General features: G+C 38.5%; 16 protein-coding genes and 2 tRNA genes. 2 read left to right on the top strand and 16 right to left on the bottom strand.

What is annotated here, in order from left to right; translation table 11 throughout:
- Positions 1 to 270 precede the first annotated feature (270 nt).
- The 12 genes from L656_RS0107400 to L656_RS0107455 form a co-directional block, all read right to left on the bottom strand.
- On the bottom strand, positions 271 to 3234 hold the full coding sequence (locus L656_RS0107400) for a TonB-dependent receptor (RefSeq protein WP_024598710.1): 2964 nt from the start codon (positions 3232 to 3234) through the stop codon (positions 271 to 273).
- A 521-nt stretch (positions 3235 to 3755) separates the two neighbouring features.
- Positions 3756 to 6788, bottom strand: coding sequence for a TonB-dependent receptor (locus L656_RS0107405; protein ID WP_024598711.1), 3033 nt, complete (start codon positions 6786 to 6788; stop codon positions 3756 to 3758).
- 326 nt (positions 6789 to 7114) lie between these two features.
- Complete coding sequence (locus tag L656_RS0107410; protein ID WP_024598712.1) at positions 7115 to 9847, bottom strand: poly(beta-D-mannuronate) lyase; 2733 nt, start codon at positions 9845 to 9847, stop codon at positions 7115 to 7117.
- A gap of 462 nt (positions 9848 to 10309) precedes the next feature.
- Entirely contained in the window at positions 10310 to 11272 is a 963-nt protein-coding gene (locus tag L656_RS0107415; protein ID WP_024598713.1) for a class 1 fructose-bisphosphatase, read from the bottom strand.
- Positions 11269 to 12351 (bottom strand): class II fructose-bisphosphate aldolase, encoded by a 1083-nt coding sequence (gene fbaA / locus L656_RS0107420; protein ID WP_024598714.1) that lies wholly within the window; start codon positions 12349 to 12351, stop codon positions 11269 to 11271. The genes L656_RS0107415 and fbaA overlap by 4 nt, the downstream gene beginning before the upstream one ends.
- 14 nt (positions 12352 to 12365) lie before the next feature.
- Positions 12366 to 12983, bottom strand: coding sequence for a bifunctional 4-hydroxy-2-oxoglutarate aldolase/2-dehydro-3-deoxy-phosphogluconate aldolase (eda, locus tag L656_RS0107425; protein WP_024598715.1), 618 nt, complete (start codon positions 12981 to 12983; stop codon positions 12366 to 12368).
- Between the two features lie 429 nt (positions 12984 to 13412).
- Positions 13413 to 14345, bottom strand: a complete 933-nt coding sequence (locus tag L656_RS0107430; protein WP_024598716.1) for a sugar kinase — start codon at positions 14343 to 14345, stop codon at positions 13413 to 13415.
- Positions 14346 to 14419: 74 nt separating this feature from the next.
- Entirely contained in the window at positions 14420 to 15727 is a 1308-nt protein-coding gene (locus L656_RS0107435) for an MFS transporter (RefSeq protein ID WP_007585328.1), read from the bottom strand.
- Between the two features lie 2 nt (positions 15728 to 15729).
- Positions 15730 to 16074 carry a cupin domain-containing protein gene (locus L656_RS0107440; protein WP_002962963.1) on the bottom strand — a complete coding sequence of 115 codons (345 nt, stop codon included), beginning with the start codon at positions 16072 to 16074 and terminating at the stop codon, positions 15730 to 15732.
- 5 nt (positions 16075 to 16079) lie between these two features.
- The gene (locus tag L656_RS0107445; protein ID WP_024598717.1) at positions 16080 to 18296 is read right to left on the bottom strand and encodes a heparinase II/III domain-containing protein; all 2217 of its coding nucleotides are present in this window, start codon (positions 18294 to 18296) and stop codon (positions 16080 to 16082) included.
- Between the two features lie 5 nt (positions 18297 to 18301).
- On the bottom strand, positions 18302 to 20560 hold the full coding sequence (locus L656_RS0107450; protein WP_024598718.1) for a chondroitinase-B domain-containing protein: 2259 nt from the start codon (positions 20558 to 20560) through the stop codon (positions 18302 to 18304).
- A 141-nt stretch (positions 20561 to 20701) separates the two neighbouring features.
- Entirely contained in the window at positions 20702 to 21580 is an 879-nt protein-coding gene (locus tag L656_RS0107455) for an NAD(P)-dependent oxidoreductase (RefSeq protein ID WP_024598719.1), read from the bottom strand.
- 648 nt (positions 21581 to 22228) lie between these two features.
- Here L656_RS0107455 and gloA point away from each other — a divergent pair.
- Positions 22229 to 22630 (top strand): lactoylglutathione lyase, encoded by a 402-nt coding sequence (gloA, locus tag L656_RS0107460; protein ID WP_024598720.1) that lies wholly within the window; start codon positions 22229 to 22231, stop codon positions 22628 to 22630.
- A 136-nt stretch (positions 22631 to 22766) separates the two neighbouring features.
- On the opposite strand, the gene L656_RS0107465 is transcribed toward gloA, so the two are convergent.
- Positions 22767 to 23033 (bottom strand): DksA/TraR family C4-type zinc finger protein, encoded by a 267-nt coding sequence (locus tag L656_RS0107465; protein ID WP_024598721.1) that lies wholly within the window; start codon positions 23031 to 23033, stop codon positions 22767 to 22769.
- Between the two features lie 85 nt (positions 23034 to 23118).
- Between L656_RS0107465 and L656_RS1000000123210 the strand changes: the two genes are divergently transcribed.
- Entirely contained in the window at positions 23119 to 23262 is a 144-nt protein-coding gene (locus L656_RS1000000123210; protein WP_158000890.1) for a hypothetical protein, read from the top strand.
- Between the two features lie 21 nt (positions 23263 to 23283).
- Here the strand turns inward: L656_RS1000000123210 and L656_RS0107475 are convergent, their stop codons facing one another.
- The 3 genes from L656_RS0107475 to L656_RS0107485 all read right to left on the bottom strand — a co-directional run bounded on the left by L656_RS0107475 (position 23284) and on the right by L656_RS0107485 (position 26776).
- The gene (locus L656_RS0107475) at positions 23284 to 26151 is read right to left on the bottom strand and encodes a M16 family metallopeptidase (protein ID WP_024598722.1); all 2868 of its coding nucleotides are present in this window, start codon (positions 26149 to 26151) and stop codon (positions 23284 to 23286) included.
- A gap of 383 nt (positions 26152 to 26534) precedes the next feature.
- Positions 26535 to 26610 (bottom strand) — tRNA-Glu (locus L656_RS0107480).
- 90 nt (positions 26611 to 26700) lie between these two features.
- Positions 26701 to 26776 (bottom strand) — tRNA-Glu (locus tag L656_RS0107485).
- Positions 26777 to 26779 lie beyond the last annotated feature (3 nt).

The raw sequence follows: 26779 nt of genomic DNA on the forward strand, positions 1-26779 counted from the left end.
TATCTAGTTGTTCTAAATAAAAAATTTTTAACGACGTTATAGTGCAATTTAATTCGTTAAATTGATCAAAGATTTATGCAGGTTGGTATAATTACTGGTGGCAGTGTCGCAAGACATTGCCGCAGTAACAGTATTGAGAAGTAAAATACAAAGTGGAATAAATCATTTTTATAAATGTTAACTAATTTTAAGTAAAAAAAAGCAAGCCAGATGGCTTGCTTTTAACGTCTTTAAATACACACACTTATAGACTCGATTTAACTATAACTTTTAAAATCTATAGCTAGCGCCAAATGTAATACGGCGGTCTGTAATACCTTGGAAACAAAGTAAAGCACCTTCGTTAACACAAGACTGGCTAACTTCTGATTCGGTTAAGTTAACGGCTTCAATACCGATATTTAGCTGATCGTTCACATCATAACTTATGCTGGCATTAAGCTGCCCTCTATCTTCTTGTACAACAGGGAAACCCCATGGGAAGCTCGAGGTGCTACCAAAATCAGTTGAACGGTACCCTTCGCGCCACGTATAACGCGCTCGAGCAGATAGACCGTATTTCTCATAATAAAATGTAATGTTATATGCGTTTTCTGACAGATCAATGAGTGATTGCTTAGCACTTATGTCTGCATCCGGGTTACCGGTTGTTAATGCAAAAACTGCATTTGCACGACTCGTTGCAGTGTCAAATGATTCACCACCAGAAAATTCTTGATAGGTATAGTTAGCAACCACACCAAAACCTGATGCCCATCCTAGTTCTTTTTCAAAATTTGATAAGTCGTATTGAGCTGCAAGCTCGATACCTTGCTGTGTTGTTTCCCCAGAATCATTAATAGTAGTTTGCGTAGGAACACATAACCCTACGCCAGCATCTGGGCCAAATACGTTTATGTCAGCAATTGGGTTAAATATGCCGCCGCCTTCACATTCTGGACCAGTTGTATCGCGAAAGCCTGTGCTTGGGTCTTCAAATGGGTCAACTTGCTGTGTAACGTGCAAATCGCTACGTGTTTTATGAAAGTACCCCACACTTAACAAAGCAGCGGATGCAAAATACCAATCTGTGGATATATCGAAAGAGGTTACTTCTTCTGGCGCTAAGCCTGAGTTACCAATTGAAACGGCACTATTAGGGCTGGTGCCAAACGTAACAGATGTAGATAGGTCATCAAAATCTGGGCGTCTAATATCTTTAGACCAACCTAAACGAACAATCACATCTTCACTTACATTCGCGGCTAAATTAAATCGTGGTAAAAAGAAATCGTAATCACCTTTTGACGTTAGCTGAGTAACCAGTTCGTTGCCACTTCCATCTTGAGTAACAGAGTTACCTAGCGATGTAACTTCAGTCTCTAAATAACGCAGGCCAAAGTTACCGCGAAACATGCCATACTCAAAATTTGCTTGTGCATATAAGGCATGTGTTTCTTCTTCAATATCAAAAAACGCATTTACTTGAGACGTGGGTGAACTTATTGGACCACGATCAGAACCTGTTATTGCATTATTAGCTTCAATCGCTTGGTTAAGCGCTGCTAAAACTGCTTGTGGATCAGAGGATGCAAGCTCTGGGTTTATAAGTAAGAAATCACGAATATAGAGTGCTCGCCCATCACCATCGTTAAAGTTATCTGGGCCCGCTGTTAATAATTGTGCAAATAAATCACCCGTTGGGCTATCAGCCATATTTCTTAAACCAACGTTAGAACGAACTTGATCCGACACACTACTCGTTTTACTGTAGCGGTAACCGAAATCGACTGACGTTATTACATCATCTAAGTAATATGTAAAATCTGTACGAAACGCATCTTCTGTATTTTCTGACTCATCTTGCCCTTGGTTTACGTCACGTAGAACAACATTTGCAGGGTCAAGTAATTGAGCCATTGTTGGCGCGTTTGCCTCACCCGTCGCAATCCCAAACGTAAGTGCATCACCTGTAAGATCATACTCAAAAGGAGTCCCGTTTTCATTTGACGAATTAGTAGCAACATTTGGATTTATAAAATTAAGCGTTGTATTAAAGCTTGGTGTAGTTGAATCAGAACGCGAGGTTGAGGCTTCAACACTTGCAAATAATCTATCGCCTTGCCATTCCCCTCCTATTCTAAATATTTTGCTCTTTGTGATGCGTGAATTAGTATCGCTAGAAAAACGCAAGTTAGGATCGCCACCACCGTCTTCAACCGGAATAACGCCTCTTACAGCCGCTTGAATGCTGCCTAGGTTCTGTCCGTCAAGCGAACCAAAATTAACTGTTTCAAACTCACTCGGTATTGATACATTTCTAAGATCACTTAGGCCAGATGCTTGTACTCTTGAGCTTTCTTGGCGGCGCTCTTGATCGTTAACAACCGCATCAAAAAAGAATTTCATATTATCGTTTGGTGCATATTCAAATGTACCTGCGAAGTTTTTTGTCTCGTATTCGTAATTATCGTAATCTTGAATTAAAAATTGTACTGGTAGGAAATCAAATGATTGTGCACTTGCAGCACCACTATCAGCGGCTACCGAATTATCTCTATCAGCGCGAGGGCGAAATGCGGTTACGTCTTGCTCACTGTAACTACCACTAAATACAACACCAAACTTACCGCCCGAATCAAGCTCCCAGTTATCCCCCCAGGCACCAGAAACTCGAGGAGTGACACCGTCTGTTGATAAGCTACTATCTTCACCTTGAACTCTAATTGAGCCTAGAGTTTCATTTAACTGTAACGGGCGAATTGTTTTCAAGTTTATTGTTGCGCCCACAGAGCCTTCGATTGTTTTTGCTTCAGGGGACTTAATTACTTCTACACCAGAGATAATTGCTGCTGATACATCTTCAAAACTAATACCACTTCGTCCAGAACCTGAGCCAACTGTTGATACGCCGTTCACTTCTGTACGATTAGCATTGGTACCACGAATTTGAACGCCCGTACCTACCCCTGCTTCACGGGTAATTTGAATCCCTGTTACGTTTTCAAGTACTTCTGCGAGGTTTTGATCTGGTAGCTTACCAATATCTACAGCCTCAATAATTTCAACAAGGCTGTCTGCTGAACGCTTTTGTGCAAGCGCATTTGTAAGCGATTGTCGAATACCTGAAACCTCGATAACCTCAAGATCATCTGCAGCTTTTTTTGGAGCTTCTTGCGCCTGTGTAGACAAAGACATACCAAGTGCAGTTGCCGATATAACTGCCAGTGTAATTTTAGATAACTTGTGACTCATAGTTTTTTTCCTGTGTGTGTGAAATGCTATGTTTAACCAGCTACTTTATTGTTTTTATTAAAAGCCCTTAATTATTACAAAACCTTAACTTTATATTTACACTCAACTATAAAAAGGTCAACCTTTTGGTAATTAATTTAGATCAAATATTATGCAATATGTTATTACCAAAATAGGAAAACCTATCTAACCTTCAAGCTAATAGCAAAACTTACATTTTAAGTTAATGTTATTTATGGTTTTTAAGTTTCATTAGAAATAGGCCTATTAATAACAAGGGTTAGAAGAGTTATCGTTTTAAAAATGAAATAATTTAGGCAGGAAAAATCGATGATATTAGGCTTACTGAATAAACAACAATATTGGTTAACCAATTTAATTGTTTTAGTCAAGTAGCGTAATTCTGGAGTGAGTTTTTTTGAGTACTGTTAGCTAACGCTATCGAAAATATAAAATTGAAGAATTTGAGGATCAAAAAAGGCGGTAAAACCGCCTTTTTAATATGATTAAGTGTTTAACTATTATAGCTTGTAGCTTAAGCCTAAGAATAAACGTGGGCCGTAGTCATTCACTTCACCTAGGTTACCTTCAACAAAGAAATCTTGTGATTTAGGAGCACTGAACAAGTTAATTGCTTCAGCTTTAACTCTAAAGTGCTCATCAATTTTGTATGATGCGCGCATTTCCCACACACCTACGCCATCAACATAACGAAGTCGAGTACCATTTGTAGTATATGGTTGGAAATACTCACTACGATATTTGTAAATAACGGCAGTATCAAATCCACCTATTTGGTAGTAAAGCTGGCTGCTAAATACATGCTTTGAGAAACCAGGTACTGAAGCCGACTCAATAATACCATCAGTTAATTGTGTAGTATTACCATCTACATCAGTCTCAAACGTATCGCCGTACAAGCTATCTTGGAACTCAAAATCAGTGTCTGCATAGTTGTAACCAAATTTCATACCGATGCCATTATCCCAGCGGTAAGAAAATGAAGCTTCAAGACCTAATATTTCACTGTCCTCGTCTGATGTAACAGAGTTAGTAATTGGTAATGAAACAGTTTCACCGGCAACAGTAAAATCTTCAATTACTGTTTGTTGTTGAAAGCCACCGTTGAACTGTTTGTAGTATAAGCTTAACGCTAAGATTGAATCTTCGTTAGGGTACCATTCAAATGCAGCATCGTAGTTCCACGACATAAGCGGTTGAGTATCTGGGTTACCAGAACCATTTACACCCACTAATAAATCGCTAATTGAAGTTGCTGTACCTTCTGTATCTTCTTGGAATGTACGGCTGTAACCTAAATCAGATGGATCTGCGCGTGACATACCACGGTATATACCAGCTCGGAATAAAATATCTTCACTGTAATCAATAACTAGGTTAAAACTTGGTAAATACTTAGTGTAGTCACCACCACTTTTTATTTTATCCAATGAACCATTATCAGATTCAACCAGAGAAAGTACACCGGTATCACTTGTTACAACATCAAAGCTATTTCTAAAACCAATCGAAGTTACTTCTGTGTCTACAATACGAAGACCAAAGTTACCGCGAATGAATTTACCAAACATTTCTGTATCGTAATTAGCCATTAAGTACACTGATGTTGTTTTTTCTGTTACATCAATTGTACCTGCATTTTCATATTCAACTTCTGGGTAAGCAAACACACCATCAGCGTTAGAACCAGCTACAGCTTGTGAGAAACATACGTTGTCGTATGTAGCCCATGATGAACCTGTACCGCTATCTACAACGTTACCGTCACTATCAACATTTGTTACAATATCGCCATCAGATACACTCGATAAAAAGCCTGATTCTGGAAAGTCGATTTGACAACCTTGTAATACGTCAAGCGCTTCTGTACCAGAGTCTAGTGTAAATTCGTTTCTTGAACCGTTACCTTGGCTACCACCATACTGTAGGAACGTCATTTCAGATGTTCTAATACCACCTTGTACACTGGTGAAAACGTTACCATCTAGCGCATAGTCAAAATCTAATCGCGCTGAGATAACTTCGTTTTCACGAACATTTTCACGGTCAAGTCGCGTTCTTAGGCTATCTGTAAAGTTTGAAATATCTGTTACATCAAAATCTGTCAGTGTGAAATGAGGGATCTCATCACCCATATCCCAAGAAAAGAAATTACGACCTGATGTTCTACCACGGTTAGATATTTGAAGTTCTTCACGTTCAGTTTTTGAATATGCTAAATCTAGGTCAACAGTTAATCTATCAGTAACAGTATGTTCTATATTTATGCCGTAACCTTGGTAGTTTTCTTCACGAGAAAATTGCTCACCCGCTGATTCAATGCGCTCTTCACCTTCCCAGTGCAAAATACCGCCTACATCGTTAGTAACAAGTGTTGGACCTGTTACACCTGGTGTGGCACGTTTTTGTAAAAAGATTAAATCGTGGCGTGCTTCTTGTTGTGTTCTATCTGAAATTTGCGCATCAAAGTTAACATCCCAATCAGCTGAAGGTTGGTATTGCAGTGCAAAAAACATTGCATCACGCTCATCTGATGTCTCGTTTTGACGGTAGCTTCGGCTACTACCAGTCCAAGCATACGGAGTACCATCACTTACTGCTTTGCCCGTTTCAGGATCAATTTCTGTATCGTAACCTTGGTTGCTACTGCCACTAACTTGGTCTTCACAGTCGCCTGCGCTGCTACGGTAAAAACCTTCATTAGTATTATTTGGATCGTTTAAACAGGCCCATAATGAAGAACCTGATGGGCTAGAGCTTCTGTATTCAGCTTCTGGTTGGCTAATATCTTGGCGCTGTACACCAAAAGACACACCAACGGCTTGGCCGTTATCAAATTCAAACTGGTCAACATAACTAAACGTGCCACGGTAACCAGCGTCACTTTGAAGTGAATTATCTACATTACCTTCATCAGGGTTGTAGTTTAATTTAACCTCTGCAGATACACGTTGTTTGCCAAAATCAAGTGGAGTTATAGTTTCAAGTGCAATAACACCTGCAACACCACCTTCAATCATTGAGGCATCTTGCGTTTTATATATCGCTACTTTTTTTACAAGTTCAGAAGGAAACTGCGAAAAGTTAACTGAGCGGTCACCACTACCATTAGTCGCTTCACGACCGTTAATGTGTGTTGCGCTTAAAAATGGACCAAGTCCACGGATAGTTATTTCAGTTGCACCACCATTTTCACGGTGAGATGCAGCGCCTGTAATTGACTCAAGTGCTTCACCAATAGACAGTGCTGGTAAATCACCAATGTCTTCTGATGACAAACCATCAACTACCGTTGTTGCTTCACGTTTAATTGCTATTTGGTCCTGTATTGTTCTACGAGTACCTGTAACACTAATTATTTCAACGTCTTCTTCAACTTCTGTCGCTTTTCCCTGATCTTCTTGTGCGCTTGCTGTAAATACGCAAGAACTTGCCATACCTGCGATGACCGCTGTTCTTACCCATTTTGCAACTGGGCGCATTGCAAACTGCCCTGTTGTAGAATTATTGCTATCTCGTGACTTCAACGACATTTGAATTCTCCGCTGGTTGTTGTTGTGTGATTTTAGTGTGTTAGCTTGTTATGCTTATGTATATTTTATGTGTCCTTTGACTTTAATATACTCAAACGCAGCCATATGATCAACCAATTTAGCGTTTTAATATTACCATAAGGTATACCAATTTTTACATAGCGGCATTACCAGCAGGTCAGGCAGGTTTTTTTACTAGAATATAAACACCTCTAAGCTAGTCCATAAATGAGTTATGTAGGCTAAATTAAAGTGTGGTGAAAAGTATAAACAATAAAAAAGCCCCAAATTTGGGGCTTTTAAAAGTTAACTGATTAATTGGTTATTTAATCGTTTTGTATTTCCCATGTAGATCCAACACCTACTTCAGATGATTGAATATAATGAAGCCCTTTAGCACCCGCCTCTGCCTGAAGGCCTGCAGGGTCAGTTTCTAATAACGTACTTGTTGCTGTAACGTACTCAAGCACTTCTTTACCATTCGTTGCTGGGTCTTGGTCAATTGCACCATCAGTATCGAATGCCCCATTACCGTTTAGTTTTCTAATTTCAACCCAGTCACCGCTTGCATCGCCTGATACTCGACTATCCATATAACCAAAGTTGTTACTTAGCAGCGAACTATCATGATTAATTAAGTCACAGTCATATTCAAAAGCATGGTCACTTTCAAGTGTATTTGGGTAAAATAAGCCTTGAGTTGTAGCACTGCTATTTATTGTGCCTTCGTCTGTTTGATCACCTAAACCATTAGCGATTAAATTACCATTAAAGGTTATTTTAAATGCGTTTTTAGTTAAACCATAAAGCACTGGTGCATCAGCGGCTGTTAGATCATCACAGTCACTAACGGGGGCACGCGAACCTATTTCAGTACTAAATACGATAGGCTGCTGTGAGTTCAAAACCGTATTATTTGTTACATTTAGTGTAAAGTCACCAGCACTATCAAGCACAGCTTGGTTACCCGACTTTGGTACACCGCCGTCAGCTTGAGAAAATGGGTTAGCTGTAAATACAATACCGCCCGCTTCTTTATTACCCGAACGAATACCTGCAATGTAGTTGTTACTTACGGTGTGACCAAGTGGTGTAATTAATATACCCGCTGGGCGATCATCAGAGCTTGCAATATCGGTAGTTCGAATAATAACGTTATCTGTAACACTGTTGAAGCCACCATCTTCTAGTGAAATACCACCATTAGGATTTACGATTGTATTGCCTTTGATGGTTGCACCAGAAGTTTGTACACGCATTAAACGACGACCCGTTACAAAGTTTTCTACGCGGTTATACTGAATAGTAAAGTTTGCATTATCAGCTGCACCGCTTCCCGTTGTGCTACCTGCATTGATTAAATATAAACTTGATTGACCAAAGTTTGGATTATCACTGTCGCTAAATAAATTATATTGAATAACGTGATCAGAGCTTGATGATGATATTTTTATCACAGACCCTTTTTCTGCTACATTTCGATTAGAGAATGTATTTCGCTCAACCAACGCGCTTTGACCTTTTATCATCAGCCAATGGTATTCAGAGTTATTGAGTGTAGCTTCTTCTCCATCCATCGTGTTTTGCGAAAAAGTAAAGTTATCCCCTTCTGAGTAAATAACAGCACCTTCTTCGGTTTCACAAAATGCACCCGCTTTAGTATCTATATTCTTAAAGGTAAGCCCTGTTAATCCAGCGCCATCTACTCCAGCAGCTACATGTACACATACTTCACCGCTAAGTACAGGAGTTTGACCTTCTACAGCGCGAAGCGTTACTGCACTGGTTAATAAAACTGCGTCCATATCAGCATAAACACCGGTGTTTAAGCCAATAACATCACCATCAGCTAAACCGCCGCTTAAAGCACCAAGGAGTGCTTCAGGGTTACTAACTAATTGTGTGTAAACCAATGTATCAAGTGAGTTTGTAACCTCACTCGCAAAGCCATCGTTATCTGTATACGTAGCTTTTACCGACATTATTGAGCCAGCGTAAGCAGCAGGTGTGAATGTTTTACTATTACTGTCGGCTACTTCAACGCCATCAGCAGACCAAGTATAAGTAACGTTTGCCTCTTCAACACCATTGTTATCTGTTATCTCAGCTGTTAACTCGCCACTTGTCAAATAAGGCGCTACGCCCATAATTGCGACGCTACCGGCTTCGTCAACCGCAACAGCAGAAACAGCAATTGTTTCCTCAGACGTATTATCCTCGATAAATCCATTATCATCTGTATAAGCAACTTGAACACTTATCTTTTGACCTAAAAGTGATGCATCAACTGTAAAGGTGCTTTGTATTGCGCCAACTATCTCTTGTGCATCAGCAAGCCATTGGTAAGTAATATCTCCTGTTGCCCCGTCGGTATCAGCAACTTCTGCTGTTAATATATTACCAACGGTTGGCGTGCCACTAATTGTAACTTCGCCTTCTGAGTTTGTTCGTGCTACAACCTCTGTACCCGTTGAAGTCACAGACTCGTTAAACCCACGGCTATCTTCAAAAGATGCACTAACTGTTATAACTGTACCAAACTGTGCGTCTGTTAACGTAAGCGTTGAAAGTGCTTCATCTGCAATCTCTACGTCATCAGCAAACCATTTATAAGTTACTGTATCGCCATCAAAGCCATTTTCGTCAGCTACATTGGCTGTTAGTTGCGAACCAACTAGAGCGTCGCCCGTAATAGTTAAACTTGCAGGGAATGCGATTGCGGCAACATCTGCGGTTGGATCTGTAATATGTGATTCATTAATACCGCCATCATCGGTATAAAGCCCTTGAACAGTAATTGGTAAGCCTATCTGATCGTCAGTCAGTGTAAATGAAGCGCTATTTGCACCTGCAATTGCCTCACCATCTGCATACCAATAGTAAGTCACGTCACCTGAGATGCCATCAGGGTCACTAACTTCTGCCGTTAATGTTTGTCCGCTTGTAACTGTTCCACTAAGAGCAATAGAGCCCAAGTTGTTGTCATTATTGTTTGAGTTTGTGTCACAACCAACTATTGCTGCTGCAATAGCGCATAGCGCAAAATGTTTTAATTTCATGGTGGCTCTATTCTCCAAATTTATGGTTTTACTATTTGGTTATCTATTGTGTGTGTTACCAAATAATTCACGTGTGTATTACCAAATTTATTTGAGTTGCAAATAAATTGCTAACCAACTTGGTAATATAACCATAATAAAATAACTTTTTCCACTACACCCACTCAAATAAATAACAATAAATAAACATAAAGTTAACCACACACTGTTTCCCTAGTAAAAAATTGAATTCAATCATGTATAATTACTGCGAAAAAACATAACTTTAGAGCAAAAAAATTGTTTTTACATGAGGTTAAGTAAATCAGATTTATCTAATATATATAAAGTATTCTTATTTGAAGACTATAAGAAAATTAAGAAATGAAGTGAGTTTGTATAGAAAGGATTATTTACAGAGAGAATGAAAAATAAGAGTAAAAAAGGGGCTATTTTTTTGCCCCTTTTTTATTAAGTACTGTTTTATAAAATAGCGTTATTATAAAACTCTACAGGCTCATTTGAGCCCAAAGCAACAGGCACGCGTTGATGCAAGCTCGTTGGCGCAATATCTAAAATACGCGTTCCTCTAGAAGTTGCTTTACCACCTGCGTTTTCAACTAAAAGTGCTAGTGGGTTTGCTTCATAAAGCAGTCTTATTTTTCCGTTATCGTTACCACTGCGTTTATCTTGTGGGTACAAAAATAAGCCACCTCGGCATAAAATACGATGAACGTCACCTACCATCGCTGCATTCCAGCGCATTGAGCTTTTTTCAAAGCTTTCACAGGTATATAGCAATTTATCAAAATACACTTGTGTCGGTTCGTCCCAATAACGGTAGTTTGCCATATTAACGGCAAATTCACGACTTTGCTCAGGCACATTCAATTGCTTATTTGTTAATAAGTAACCGCCATGTGTTGAGTCTAATGTATAGCAACGTGTTGGACCGCCAGTACTCATTACAAGTAATGATGAAGGGCCATATAAAACATAACCCGCACATACTTGATTTACACCAGGCTGACTAAATTGCTCGTCGCTGTCGAAGGCAACATCATCACGGGCTAAGTAAATAGTAAATATAGTGCCTATTTGACCATTAACATCAATATTAGAAGAGCCATCTAATGGGTCAAAGGCAACAATAAACTTACCTTCAGGATGACCACCTACTGCATGATCTTCTTCTTCTGATGCAACTGAGCGTACGCTGCTATCGTCAAGTAGTATGTCTTTAAGTAGTTGGTTTGCGATTACATCCAACTTTTTTTGAACTTCACCCTGAACATTTTCGTTAAGGGTTGAGCCTAAAACACCGGCTAATTCACCCTGACTTACTCGAAAAGCAATTTCTTTACTAGTCGCTAAAATTGTGCGAATAAGTAAAATAAGATCGGTATCTACACCGTCTTCTTTCAATACTGTATTTAATCTTTTCATGCGCTATACCTATTTACACAATTTAGATCATCAAAGCATTGCTCTAGTCTTGCAACCATACTTTGCTCTGAATGACGCAGCCATACGCGAGGGTCGTAATATTTTTTGTTTGGCTTATCTTCCCCATCAGGGTTACCAATTTGCTCTTGTAGGTATGCTTGGTTATCTTTGTAGTAATCTAAAATACCTGTCCAACACGCCCACTGCGTATCGGTATCAATATTCATCTTAACTACGCCATAGGTTAAAGACTCTGCAATTTTATTGTACTCAGAACCACTACCACCATGAAACACAAAATTAATTGAGTTGCTTGGTAGATTAAATTTCTCTGATACGTAAGCTTGTGAATCTTTTAAAATAGTTGGTGTAAGAACAACGTTACCCGGCTTATATACACCGTGAACATTGCCAAAAGACGCTGCAATTATAAAGTTAGGGCTAATACGGCTCAAACGTTCGTAAGCAAATGCAACATCTTCAGGCTGAGTATATAAAGAAGAGCTATCTAAGTGTGAGTTATCAACACCGTCTTCTTCGCCGCCCGTGCAACCAAGTTCAATTTCTAGAGTCATACCTATTTTTGCCATACGCGTTAAGTAACGTTCACAAATTTCAATATTTTCTTCTAAAGACTCTTCGGAAAGATCAATCATATGCGAGCTAAATAGTGGTTTGCCCGTCAGTTCAAAGTGTCTTTCACCTTCATCAAGCAAACCATCAATCCAAGGTAGTAGCTTTTTAGCTGCATGATCAGTATGAAGCATTACTGCCACTTCATAATGTGCTGCCACTGAATGTACATATCTTGCAGCACTTACCGCCCCAAGCACTGCTGATTGTTGCTCTGGTAAAGATAAGCTTTTACCACAAAAAAATTGAGCTCCACCATTAGAAAGCTGAATAATAACGGGCGAGTTTTTCTTTTTAGCAGCTTCTAGCGTCGCATTTATAGATGTTGTACTAACAACATTTACCGCTGGCAAAGCATATTGATTAGTACGCGCATGCTCATACACAGCACTTACTTCATCGCCAACGATTACGCCTGGCAGTATTGTTGGGGCTAAATAATTCATTTATGCAATCCTTTCTATTTTAAAGCCTGGATACAAGAATCGGTAATTGCTTGCCAGTTTTCTTGCTCAACCCATTCTTTCTTCGCTATCCAAGTACCGCCAACGGCGAATACATTATTTAAAGAAAGATAGTCCATTTTGTTACTTTCGCTAACACCGCCTGTAGGACAAAAGCTGACTGCTCTAAATACTGACGATACAGCTGATACAAAAGGTGCTCCACCGGCTAGCGATGCCGGGAATAATTTTTGCTCTTCAAAGCCATATTCAAGCGCCATTAAAATATCACCTGTGTTTGATACGCCAGGAAGTACCGGTACATTACATTTAGCAAGTGCGGCAAGTAATTCAGGAGACACAGCTGGCGTTACAATAAAGTCAGAACCCGCTTCTAGTGCTTGCTCTAAAATTTCAGTATTTATTACCGTACCCGCACCTACTTTTAGCTCAGGCACTTGTGCCTTAATAGCTTTTAATGCTTCTAAAGAAGCTTCTGTTCTTAGCACTACTTCAACTAAAGTAAGGCCGGCGTTAGCCATAGCTTTCGCTATTTGAACACCTTGCTCTGGCGTATCAGCTTGAATTATAGGTAGCAGTGTTTGTCCTGACATAAGTTCAGAAAAGCGAGTCATAACGTTGTTCCTTTATAAAAAAGTAATGCGGCCGAGGTATGGCGGCCTTTAATGTTTGATTAACCTGAACTCTAGATAATAAATCTATCTCAAGCAGCTATTTTCAGCGCTAACTGCGTTGAATTTACTTGCAATAGGCCCGCTATTGACGCGTAAATTCGCCTTGTTTTCACTGAAAATCTCTAGCTAGAGAAAATAATTTCAAATATCACCATGATTCAATATGTTAGTAAATCTCTTAACCAGAGTTCAGGTTAATTATTTTGTTATACCAATTGCATTAAATTAATGAGCTATTATAGCGACAAGAAAATAGCTCAATAACAAGGCTAAAATTATGATACATAGTTGTTCTATATAAATAATTTTTAACGTAGTTAGTGAGTTATTTAATACGCTAAGGTGATCATGTTTTTAATAAAATTGGTATCAGATCCCAGCTTTAACCATTGCTAGCTGAAATATATCTTTTGGAGCAATAGCGCCTGGCTGTTGTATAACAGCACCTGCTGCTTTTGCAGCAAGTTGTACAGCACTTGAAATTGATTTATCAGATAAACGAGCACCTAAATAAACACCGTTAAAAGCATCGCCTGCTGATGTAGTATCTACAACATTTGTTACCGGTATTATAGTGTGGCTTTGAAGGGTCTCGCCCTCTTTTGTCACTACCGATTCAGGGCCATTTTTAACAACAATTTCTTCTATTTGGTAAGGTTTTAAATATTCAACAACCGCTTCTACGCTATGTACGTCATAAAGTGTTGTTAAATCTTCAACGCCAGGTAGGGTAATATCTGCAAGCGTAAAGGCTAAATGATATTGCTCTTTAGTTTCCTCTACACTATTCCACAAACGCGCTCGGTAGTTAGGATCAAAAACTATTTTAACTCCAGCATCTTTGAGCTGCTTTACAACTTTCCAAAATTGCTCACGTGCACTTTCTTCAATTATTGCTAATGAAATTCCTGAAAAGAAAAACATATCACCTTGGCTAAGCTGCTCGAGTGCATCAGCATCTAAAAAATCAACAACCTTTTTAGCTGCAGAATCATTGCGCCAATAAATAAAGCTACGCTCACCATGCTCATCGGTTTCTATGTAATACATGCCAGGTACTTTGGTATCGTGAGCAAATACAAGTTGTGTATTTATTTCTTCACTTTCAAAGCGTTCTAGCATTTTTTTACTTAAATTATCTTGACCTAAAGCCGTAACAACCGAAGTAGTAACCTGTGGGAAGCAACGCTTTAAATACACTGCAGAATTATAAACATCGCCTGCAAATGATTGGTGTAGTGTTGCCGCGCTCATAGCCCTAAGCTCGACCATGCATTCACCGATAAAGTAAATATTTTTCATCTTGGAAGTTACCCTATGTAGTTAACTGCTATGCGCTTATACAAAACATGTTGGCATAGCAGTTATTATCTAGATTATTGAGGCTTTTTAAGAGGTTCTATTTTTGGAATTAAAATCCAAACAGCTGCCATTGCTATAATGGCTAAAGAAGCACCAATAACAAATGCTGGTGTATAGTTACCATCAGCAGTAAGAATAGGCACAAGCGATGTAAGGCCTACAGCACCAAGTTTTGCCGCCATACCAGAGAAACCTGATAATGTACCTACAGCTTTTTTGCCTAACAAATCACTTGGTAGTGTTTGCACATTACCAATTGCAGTTTGAAAACCAAATAAAATAACAGCCATAATTAGTACCGCTGTCGTTGGTCCGCCTGGATTTGCCATTGCAAGTAACGCAGGTAGCATAATTAAACAGCCTAGCGTAATAGTTAACTTACGTGTTTTATCAGTGTTCCATCCGGCTTTAAGTCGATTTTGTGCCAGTAAGCCACCAAACCATGCACCAAACATAGCGCCAACATAAGGAACCCAACCGTATATACCAATAGACTTAACATCCATGCCGTATACTTCGTTTAGGTAAATAGGTATCCAAAAAACAAATAACCACCAAATAGGGTCAATCGCAGCAGAGGCAATAATTACACCCCAGCTTTGTTTGCGAGAGAGTAACTCGGCAGTAGACGGGTTATATTCTTCTTCATCTTCGCCAGTCACATCGCCATTATCATCAACACGTCTTTGACCTGTTAAGATATATTCACGTTCTTCGGCAGTAAGCCAAGGGTGAGAGCTAGGCGGCGCTTTAACTAAAATTAACCAAGGCACTAACCAAAGAAAACCTAATACACCAACAAAAACAAATACCATTTGCCAGCTAAAGTAGATAGTTAAGTATGCAATTAAAGGAATCGCAATAATACCGCCAATAGCAGCGCCAGAGTTAAAAATACCCTGTGCTAAAGCACGCTCTTTAGTTGGAAACCATTCAGCATTACCTTTAGCTGCGCCCGGCCAGTTACCAGCTTCGGCTACACCTAAGATTGCGCGAAAAATACTAAGGCTAAGTACACCTTGTGCAAATGCATGCGCAACGGTTGCAATAGACCAAACACCTATCGATAAAACAAAACCGAAGCGTGTTCCCACCCAGTCAAATATTTTACCAAATATGGCCTGACCAAATGCATAAGCAAATACAAACACAATTGAAATATTAGCGTATATTTGTTTGCGTTCTAATGCTGATTCATCAGGGAATAAATCTTCAACAATATCAGGCCAAAGCACGCTAAGTGCTTGACGGTCGATATAGTTAATAATGGTAGCTAGCGCAATTAGCGCTATAACCCACCAACGTAAGCCTTTAAGTTGCATAATTAATCCTCAAGAAAGTCTTCACGCGCTGGGCTAAAGGTATCAATCAGGATTCCGCCTGTTGGGCAGGTAGCTCCATGATCAGCAAATGGTGGGATTAAGCAGCTATCACCCGGTTTTAAGATTTTAGTTACGCCATCAATGTTAAAGTGAAATTCACCTTCAACAACATACGTTACTTGAGAATGTCTGTGAGCATGGTTATAACCAATAGCCCCTTTCTCAAACCAAATTTTAACAGCCATTAGCTCTTCGTTATAACCTAGCATTTGACGTTTTAGACCATTTCCTAAATCTTCAATTTCAGTCTCGTTGCCAAATGAAAAGTTTGCGCTTTGCTTTTGCATCCTATTTACTCCTGATTATTGTTCATCATATAAACGGCTAATCGGCCATTTAAAGTGAACTCTTTATTTTGATAATTGAATGTGTTTTTAGCTGATGTTGGTGCTTTATTAATAGCCACTAAATATGACTTGCCTTTAATATCAAGTTCAACAAGTGTTAAATCGCCCTGCTGACTATATTCAAGCTTTGTAACTCTACTAACAGCTTCTAAGGTATATTCTTTACTTGGATTATATTCACCGTGAGGCTCTAATACTGATATAAATTTATGATGCTTTTGACCCTCAACGCGACGAATAAAACCGTTTTCGTTGCGTAAATTAAAATCAGGGTCGTTTGCGCCTATTTGGGTAAACAAGAAAGACTCACCACCTTTAACTAAACTCGTTTGCGTATAAAAGCGACCATTCTCGTTTAACCACGTTACTTTAGCTAAACCACTTTGAGGTTGCGCTTGAGCTTTAAGCCATAGATGCTGGTAGCCATTTTTAGTACCTAATGCAGCGAGTTGTGTTGCATTCGCTTTTAGCTCAAAGCTGGTATCTATAAGCTGACCTTTATAATGCAAAGGCAAGTCAAGCTGATGCGCTTTATTTGCTGCAACATCAAATATATCAAGTGCAACTGTGCTTTGCAGTTCAGGTAAGTTAATAAGTGCAAGCGTACGTTCAAGATCAACGCCTTTATAAGCTGTGCTTATTTCGCCACTTGAAACCGTGCCATATTCATTTGTTTCAAAGAAGTTAAGCGTTGGGTAGTTATTATTACCTACTTCAACATTTGCATTAAAATGTGTTGTTTCGTCAACCACTACCGTATTGTGCGCAACAGTGTGTTTAGCGTAAGTTTCGTTTTCTGGTAAGTAACGACCGCCGTATTTAGCTTCTACATTTAAAAAACGTGCTGCGCCATAATCAGATACAATTTCATTACCGTGGTCGTAAAACTGCCATGTTAGTTTATCAAAATGACCATGACCTAAACCTTGTGCAGCAGGTTTAAATAGTAGAGCTTGATCGCCACCTACCTGTGTTCTCATTACAACTAGAGCACCTTGTTTACCGTCATTACCATCGCCGAAAGCAACTGATTTAAACGAATAAGGTTTTGCCATGTTGTTATCAAGTGCTTGAGCTACTTTTAGTCCATCACCAGAGAGGATTATTTGGTCTTGTTGCTTAGCAATATCTAAATAACCTGCATCGTTGGTTAAACCGTATGCCGCAGTTACACCATTTACTAACTCAATGGTATCGATACCTTTACTTTTTATTGCATCGTTAATTGGGAAGAACAAACCGTTGTAGCTAAGTTGAATCGTCGTATCAATCGCTTTTAATAATATGCCATCGCGATATTCAAAGATTTTTCGTTGTGGTTCGTTGTTTTCAATCGCTTTAGCAAACGTTACAAATGGTAATAGTGCAAAGCGTTGATAGTAAGGACCTTCGTTATAGTAACCTTGTGGTGAAAACAGCATCTCTAGCTGCTTAATAAAGCCACCTTTACCCGACTTTTCTAAATCGTATAATGATTTTTCTACCCACTCAGGTTCACCTAATACATACCCTGCCATGCCAACACCCGCTGTTGCCCATGTTCCATGGTTATGTACTTTATTAAATGTAGAAGGCTGGCCTACTGATGTGAACAACGAAACAGGACGTAGTAAGTCATTTTCAATTTTTTTAATGTTATCGGCATTTAAAGAATCATGAATTAGATCATATGCTTGTATTGTGTACACAAGCCACATTGCTTCATTTAGGCTTTGCCAAAAAAACTTACCTGGATTTTGCGAATCCATTTTACGTTTTGGATGCAGACCAAGCGTTGGGTATAATTTTGCATACTCAAGCAACATATCACGTACATAATTTGCGTATTTATCATCTTGGCTTAATTGATAAATAATGCCCGCATTGTACATAAGTTGGTAATTTTTCTTATGACGCTCATGTGTATAACCACCACCGCCGTCTCTTGGAACTGGCACAGTGATAGGCTGTGCAATTTGCTCGTCAACTTGTGCTTTTAGCGATTCAAACGCGTTAGCAAACTTTGTGCTACCGTTGCTACTAATTGCTTGGCGCATTTGCTTAACATCATCAGTAGTAATTACTAAGTTTGGGTGCGCTGCATGCGCACCCAATGATGTAAGTAATGTAAGTGCAGCTACAGCAGCTATTTTAAAACCTGTTTGGCATTTTAATAAGTGCATAGTATTTACCCTGCCTTATTTAAAATGTTGTTATTTTTTAATACTGCCGTATGCGGGCCTTTAACTCTTAGCTCTTTCACACTTGGTGCTTTAGTTTCATCAAATGTATTGTTTGAGATTTCAGTTTTAGGCTCGCCTACTGTGTGCTCTACAACAATAGGAGCAGTTTTAACAAATTTATTATCTGTGATATTAGTAACCTGAACACCGTGAACATAAATGCTCGCTTGCTCTTTATTACGCTTACCAAAGCCAATATTATTAAGCGTGTTACTCGTCATTTCAAAATGAGGACCAAATGTACTTTCATCTGAACCACCACGGTAAAGCTTAACTATGCCGCCTTCTACATCGTTAAATGTATTATTATTTACAATGACGTATTCCGCGTTATAAACACCTAAGTCTTCAATTTCAGTATTTAGACGTAAAATGTCACCTGTTACTGTATTAAAGGTATTACCTGTAAGAATAATTTCATCAGCCATTGCACCTTTACCAGTGATAAAGAAATGGAATGAATGATTAATATCTAAAGCATTCAACTCAGAGTTAGTCATTACAAAGCGATAATTATCAACCATACCCCATTTTTGCGTACGAACAATGCTGTTCCCTATTGCATCTGGCGCGTTTTCACCTGAAATTGATAAGCCATCTAGTTTTAAGCTGCCGCCATCATGTATTTCAAATAATGTAGAGCGTTGAAAAGTAAGTTTAGACTTGCCGCTTTGCTTCGCTTTAATTGTCAACGTTTTATCAATTTTAACCAGTTTAGAAACATCATACTGACCAGGTGCGAGTTCTAATACATCACCCGACTCTGCATTATCAATAGCGTCTAGTAATGCACTTACATCAGCTTTAACAGAATGTGTTTTACCAGAATCAAAATCAACTAAGGCAGGTACTTTTGCATACCAGCTAACACCGGTATCTTCTTTTTTCAGCACTTTTAAATCGCGCTTTGCACCTACATTTAAACTTTTAGATGTTGGGTAAAGTAGACCATTACTTGCTTTTTTAAGTGTGATTTTTTCTTTCTTTACACCGTACATTAACTCAGAAAGCACTTTTGTATCAGCAATGTTGTTACTTAGTACCAACCCACTTACATCATCAAATGTTGTAAATGGCTGTTCGCCATCTTGATTTATGATTAAATTGTTTTTCATTGTGCTGTTTTTAGGCGCCGCACTTCGTTCAGCATCGCTACCAGCTGCAAGTTGAATATGACGCACATTTATAAATGTGTTGTTTTCAATCGTCGCATTTTCAACCTGGTGATAACGATTAATAGATGAATTTGGTACGCCGTTCATCACAGTAAAACCACTGCCAAAACGATATCCTGTTAGACCTTGTAGGTAGTTGTTTCTTACAATTTGGTCTTTATTGATAACGCGTATACCACCTGTGTGATCAACACCATTACCAATGAAAATATTTTCTTCTATAAGGTTACCGTTACCGTGGCGCAGCGTTAATGTACCGCGCGCTTCATAAAATACATTATTACGAAGGATGTTTTTGCCTGACTTAACCGAAACAATTTCTACTTCACCATTGGTGCGTTCAAAGTAGTTATTCTCTACCAATGTATGCGAATCAGTTAATGAGTAATGGCTGGTGCCAATACGTAGGGTTTCACCACCGTTCGAACCAAAAGTAGGACGGTAACCAAAGTAGTTGTTATCTATACGATGATAATTTTCCTGACTTGCTTCAGTATTTAAACGCACAGCAACTGTCACGCCTTTATTTCGTTTGCCGACTAAATGGCTATGATCGAAGCGGTTATGTTGTCCATATAGTGCCACCCAATAATCAGACTCTCGTTTGTCTGGATTACTGTAATTATCGATTACTGTTTGTGTAACTCGTGAATTGTAGGCTAATTCATTTTTATTTTTACGAAACTCTATTACAGCTGAGCTCGGTGTATAGCCGTCTTTGAATACTAAACCTGAAGCTTCAAGGTATTTACCTGCAAGTCTTAGGTTAGATTGACCCGATAAAATTACTTTACCGTTAGTTTCAGCGGTCAATAAAATAGGAGAGTTTTTTGTGCCTTGGCCTTCAAGTAGGATTTCGAAGTCAGACCATGTACCGTTTTTAAGGATTACTTTGTCGCCAGCAACTAAGTTAGACGAAATATCACGGAAGGCTTGTTTATCATCTACAAAATAATCTTTGGCTGCTAATTGCGTAGATATACAACCAATCAGAACTAAACTTAGCTTTATAGTATTAATTAAACGCATAGTTAACTCTTTATATTGTGACTCGAATTAGGCTCTATGAATATTTAAAAGTGGTGTTGCACAAAGCAGGCTAAGTCTCGTCAATCGAAAGTGTGTGTGCTGGCGCTAAACTATAAAGCTAAGCGCCATTTGTCGTGTTTTTTACTTTTCTAACTTTTTGAAGTAATCAAAAATTTCAGGAACGTTACCTTGACCCATACCAGCGTCAAACGCTGCTTGTAGGTTAGCTGATGAACCTTCAGCGATTTTTGATTGTGTACCTAGGTCTTCTACCATTTGTAGGAAGTAGCCTAAATCTTTGTTTGCATTAGCAATTGAGAAACCAAGGTCGCTAACATTATCAACCGCATAGTTTTTACAAAATTGCATAAACGGTGAATTAGATGGACCAGTCGACATGATGTCGAAAAGTTGTTGACGGTCAACACCAGCAAGCTCTGCAACTGCAAACGCTTGTGACATAGCACATACTGTAGTCATGCCCATGAAGTTGTTGATTAGCTTAGTTGTATGACCAGCACCTAGCTCGCCAAGATGGAAAACATTTTCACCTTGATCTTCTAGTACTGGTTTAACTTTATTGAATGTATCAATATCGCCTGCAGCCATAATGTTTAAAAGACCGTCTTTAGCATGTGCTGGAGTACGACCAAGAGGAGCATCAATCATGCCTGCGCCTTTTGCTGCTAAATCAGCACCAATTTTTTTAGTAGATGATGGGATAGAAGTACCAAAATCAACTAATACTGCACCTTCTTTAATGCCTGCTAAGATACCGTCTTCTGCGTAAACAATTTTTTCTACAACTGCTGACGTTGTAAGACAAAACATAACAATATCTGAACCTTCAGCTAGCTCTTTTGCAGTGCTTGCTGTTTTTGCGCCTCTAGCAACACATGCTGCAACCGCATCTTTGCTAAGGTCCATAACAATTAGCTCATAGCCTTTGTTTTGTAAATTTTCGGCCATATTGCCGCCCATTAAGCCTAAGCCGATGAAACCGATGACTGGTTTTGACATGAATAACTCCTAAATATGTGGCGCATACTTTTATAAGAACAAGTAAAATCTACTCTATAAATACGCTGTGTCTTTTGTTTCAATTTGTAGAGTAACTTTAAGCTTGAGTTATTTATAAATTAACCTGTGCAAAACGTAACTCTGATTAATTACCAATACATTGTATTCACTCAAACCAAGCAACTTACCAATTGGTATGCAAAAACTGTATTACCATACGCCTTTTTTGTCAACCAATAAGTTAACCAAGTAAACCCCGCATTTTTACAAATTACATACAAAAAAATTTAATACAAAATAAAAACAATTAGTTAGGGAGAACTAACCCAATCAAACCCAGGTTAACTTTTGTTGAACAATCAGTAACTTTTTTTATACTAATAGGTTGACCAATAATTAAGTGTTCTTTATTTAAATATGCAAAATTCAATAAAACGGTTCATTAATTGGCAATTTACAATTGATGTTATTGGTAAATCATAAAGGCCATACATGAACAGCTTCCAAATCTCCATCGCATTGAGGTTGTGATCTATAAGTAACGCCTACATATATGGCTAATACACATAAAACCACAAAATGTGCTTAATAATAGTGCTTAGTTGAAAATATACTGAACTTTGAAAAAATCACCAAAGGAACTTAATAATGCGTTTATTACATACTATGCTGCGTGTAGCTAATTTAGACAAATCAATTGCTTTTTATACTGAAGTCTTGGGTATGAAAGAATTACGCAGAGCCGACAATGACGAGTATCGGTATACATTAGCTTTTATTGGGTATGGAAATGAAAAGGACACGACGGTCCTCGAATTGACATATAACTGGGATGAAGATAGCTACGACCTGGGTAATGCTTATGGACATATAGCTATTGAATTTGAAGATATTTACAAAGCCTGTGCTGATATTAAGGCAGCCGGTGGCAATGTTAGCCGTGAACCAGGTCCTGTAAAAGGCGGTACCACTGAAATTGCTTTTGTAAAAGACCCTGATGGCTACTCAATAGAGCTAATTCAGAAAAAAGAAGACATGAGTAACTTTTAAATTACTCACTAACAAATTCAAGTGATAACAATTTGCTTAGTCATGTGGGGCCTAATTGAGGGTGTAACAAATTTTATGAATTGTTCAGATACTCGTGTAGATTGGTATTAAATAAAAGGTGCTTTTTAGCACCTTTTTAACGCAACTGACTATCTTTACTACCACGTCTATTGAATGATTTTGCGCTAGCACCATTACCTTCTATTGCAGCTTGGCATGCAACACAATAACGCACTCCAGGTAACGCAAGCCTTCGTGCTTGTAGGATTTTCTCGTCGCACTCATCACATAGTTCTGCACTTGCGCCAGATATTAAATTGCTTCTTGCATACTGTACGGCGTCATTAACACTCGCATCAATTTGATCTTGAATTGCACCGTCTCGTGCCCATCCACTTGCCATAAATCCTCCTAATAAAGTTGGATGTTTAAATTTATGCTACCAAATCGAATCTTTATAAGTACTGAATAAAAAAGCTAGGAATGTGATGTTCTTTGAAGGCTTAAGCTACGAAACTATATTTTATACTTGGAGAAAAGATGCTGTAGTTGTTCTTTGTGAACCCTTTTTCAAAAAAGATCAACACTCTACAATTAGGCAAAAAAAAGCAGCTAAAAAAGCTGCTTTATAATTCCAATTATTTATTTAAATATTAAAGGCTGTAATCAACAACTTTCATACCTAATTTTTCGAGCTCTGGGCGGAGTGTTTTAGCATCACCCACTACTAAATAAATCATGTCTTTAGTATTTAAGTGTTTTTTAGCTAAGGCGTTAACTTCTTCTTTGCTAATATTGCTAACAATCTCATTTCTTTCTTTTACAAAGCTAGGTTTTAAATCAAATTCTAATATTTGTGCTAAAAAGCCAAGTTTTGCATTAGGCGTTTCGTATTTAAGCGCATCTTTTTGATTGATAGCTTTACGCATAAACATAAGCTCTTCGTCAGTGACACCGTTTTGAGCATAGTTATTAAGCTCATTAGTAAACTCTGTAATAGACGCTGCAGTAGAGTCGGCTCTCACCGCTGCAGAAGCAGTAAAGCCACCCGATGTTTTATCACCCCAAAAACGAGAGCGAGCACCGTAAGTGTAGCCTTTATCTTCGCGTAAATTTAAATTGATACGGCTGTTAAACGTGCCGCCCAGTGCAAAGTTCATCAAGTTAGCTTTAAAAAACTCACCTGTAATATCTTCAACCATATCGCGTTTACCAATACGAATTTCTGATTGCGGAGCATCAGGTTTATCAACCAAATAAATCACATTAGTTTCTACTTTAGGTTCACTGAAATCAACCGCTACTGAGCTCGGTTTACCTTTCCAGTTTGTAAGTGTAGCTTTAACTTTTGGTTCAATTGTTGACTCTTTTAAATCAGAAACAATAATGACTTGAGCGCCCTGCGGTTTAAAGTTTGCGCTATAAAAAGCTTTAACGTCAGCAAGTGTAATAGCCTCTATACTATTAAGCGTTCCAGTGCTTGGAAGTGCGGCTATATTGTTTCCATATAGTAATTTACTATATGTATTAGATGCTAAATACCCAGCATCCTTCATTGAATGTTGAATATTTTGAATGATTTGCTTTTTATTACGCTCAAAGTCATCTGCATTAAATGCTGGTTTAAATAACTTTTCTTCGACAAGCTTTAGCGTTGCATCGACATTTTTGGTTAAGCTAGAAACATACACATTTGTATGTGTTTTATCTGAGTAGATATTTACCTGGCTACCTAGCTTTTCAAGCGCGTTACTCATCTGCTCTGTAGTGTAGTTTTGCGTTGACTCGCTCATTAACGATGCAGTTATTGATGATAAACCAACTTTACTAGCTTGCTCACTGTACAGGCCACCGGGAACTTTAATGAAAATAGCGGTAGTTGGTGTTTCTGTACTTTGAGTACCTAATATTTTAATACCGTTTTCGGTCTTAGTTTGCCAAAGAGTAGGAACATCAACAGCAGGATTTGCGCCGGCCTCTGGATGAACACTTCGATCAAATGTATCAACAGCTCTTCGTGCCACTAAATCATCAGCTGAAGTTGTAGATGGACCTCCAAAATCATGCGTTTTAGGAGTAAAGTTGTCTGGTGCAGCTATAAGCTGTGTCTGCCCTTCTGGCACAACACTCATAATAACGGCAGATTTATCTTTGATATATTGATTAAAAACACGCATTACATCAGCTTTTGTAACTTTGTTATAACGTGCAATCTCATCTTTAGCTGAGTTTGGATTACCAGTAAATGTTTCTGACGCGGCTAGTTGAGAGACTTTACCTGATACGCTTTGCAGACCAAAAATTGCACCCGATTCTATTTTAGCTTTTACTTTATCTAAATCATCTTGTGTAACGCCTCGCTCTTCAAATTCAACAAATGAATCACGAATGATTTTTTCCATATCAGCTAACGTTTTCCCTGCTGTAGGATTTGGTAAAGCATAAAGACTAATTGAACACGCTAACTCTTGGCATGGGTGATTTGCACTTGCTTGGACAGCAAGTTGAGTTTTAACTAAGTTTTTGTATAGTAGTGAATTATTACCACCACCTAATATTTCAGCAAGTATATCCAGTGGTGCTTCATCTTCAGAGCGAGCGTAAGTCGTTGGGAAGCTCATACTTAATAAAGGTAAATGAACTTTATCTTCCATTGAAATATATCTATCAGCATCTAGTGTTACAGCTGTTTTTTCTACTGTAGGAATTTCAGGGCCTTTTGGGATTGGCGCAAAGTATTTAGTAACTAAAGGCAGTATTTCATTAGCGTTGATGTCGCCACCAATAGTAAGCGTTGCATTATTAGGACCATACCACTTTAAAAAGAATGCTTTTAAATCATTTACATTTACGCGATTAAGATCGTCCATAAAACCAATTACAGGCCATGAATATGGATGACCATCAGGGTACATTGCTTGAGCAACACGCTCACCTAAGCGACCATAGGGGCGATTATCAACGCGTTGGCCGCGCTCATTTTTTACTGTTTCGCGTTGTACTTCAAATTTTTCTTGGGTTACAGCATCGAGTAAAAAGCCCATTCGATCAGCTTCTAGCCACAACATCTTTTCTAATTGATTTACAGGTACTGTTTCAAAATAATTTGTTCTATCTGAGTTAGTAGTACCATTTAAAGTACCGCCTGCTTCAGATATTATTTTAAAATGTTCCTCATCAGCAACATTTTCTGAACCTTGAAACATCATATGCTCAAAAAAGTGAGCGAAGCCTGACTTACCCAACTCTTCGCGAGCAGAACCAACATGGTATGTTACATCAACGTGTACTAAGGGGTCTGAATGATCCTCATGCACAATTACCGTTAAACCGTTATCTAGTTTATATTTTTTATACGGTATGTTGATTTCACCTGCATTAGATTTCACTGATTCAATAAGTGTAACGCCAGGAATTGATGTTTCTGTAACAATATTTTTATCAACAGCTTGAGTTGAGCTATTACATGCAGCTAACCCTGATGCAAGTAAAACAGCGAGTGCAATTTTTGTGAGTTTCATTTTTTAGTCCATATTTAAATTAACTCAATGAGTTTAAAGACTAATTAAAAGTACAACAAGGAATATGGAGCGATTATCGGTTTGGTTTTGTAACGAAGTGTAAATAGATTGATATAAAAATAAAAAGTTGGGCGTAAAATGAGGATATTTATTTTTGAGTTTTATTCTAATAACACTGCACTTCCCTATTAAAAAATAAGTAAATGACATACCTAAGAGATTAGTACTCTTGATAACGTCGTGCATAGAGAGTGCGATGTCACACTGCTTTATACATTACTTAAAATAAGTAAATGGCATCCCCAAAAGATTAGTACTCTTGATAACGTCGTGTATAGAGAGTGCGGTGTCACACTGCTTTATACAGTACTTAAAATAGTAAGTGGCGTCCCCAAGGGGATTCGAACCCCTGTTACCGCCGTGAAAGGGCGGTGTCCTAGGCCTCTAGACGATGGGGACACATAAATGTGTCACTAGGACAACTGAATTTTTAGACTCGTTTCAGACGAGCTTTCTTAATAACACTACACTCACTATAAAAATAGTAAGTGGCGTCCCCAAGGGGATTCGAACCCCTGTTACCGCCGTGAAAGGGCGGTGTCCTAGGCCTCTAGACGATGGGGACACA

Origin of the sequence: Pseudoalteromonas sp. TAE56 (assembly GCF_000497955.1) — a bacterium.
Classification (GTDB): Bacteria; Pseudomonadota; Gammaproteobacteria; order Enterobacterales; family Alteromonadaceae; genus Pseudoalteromonas.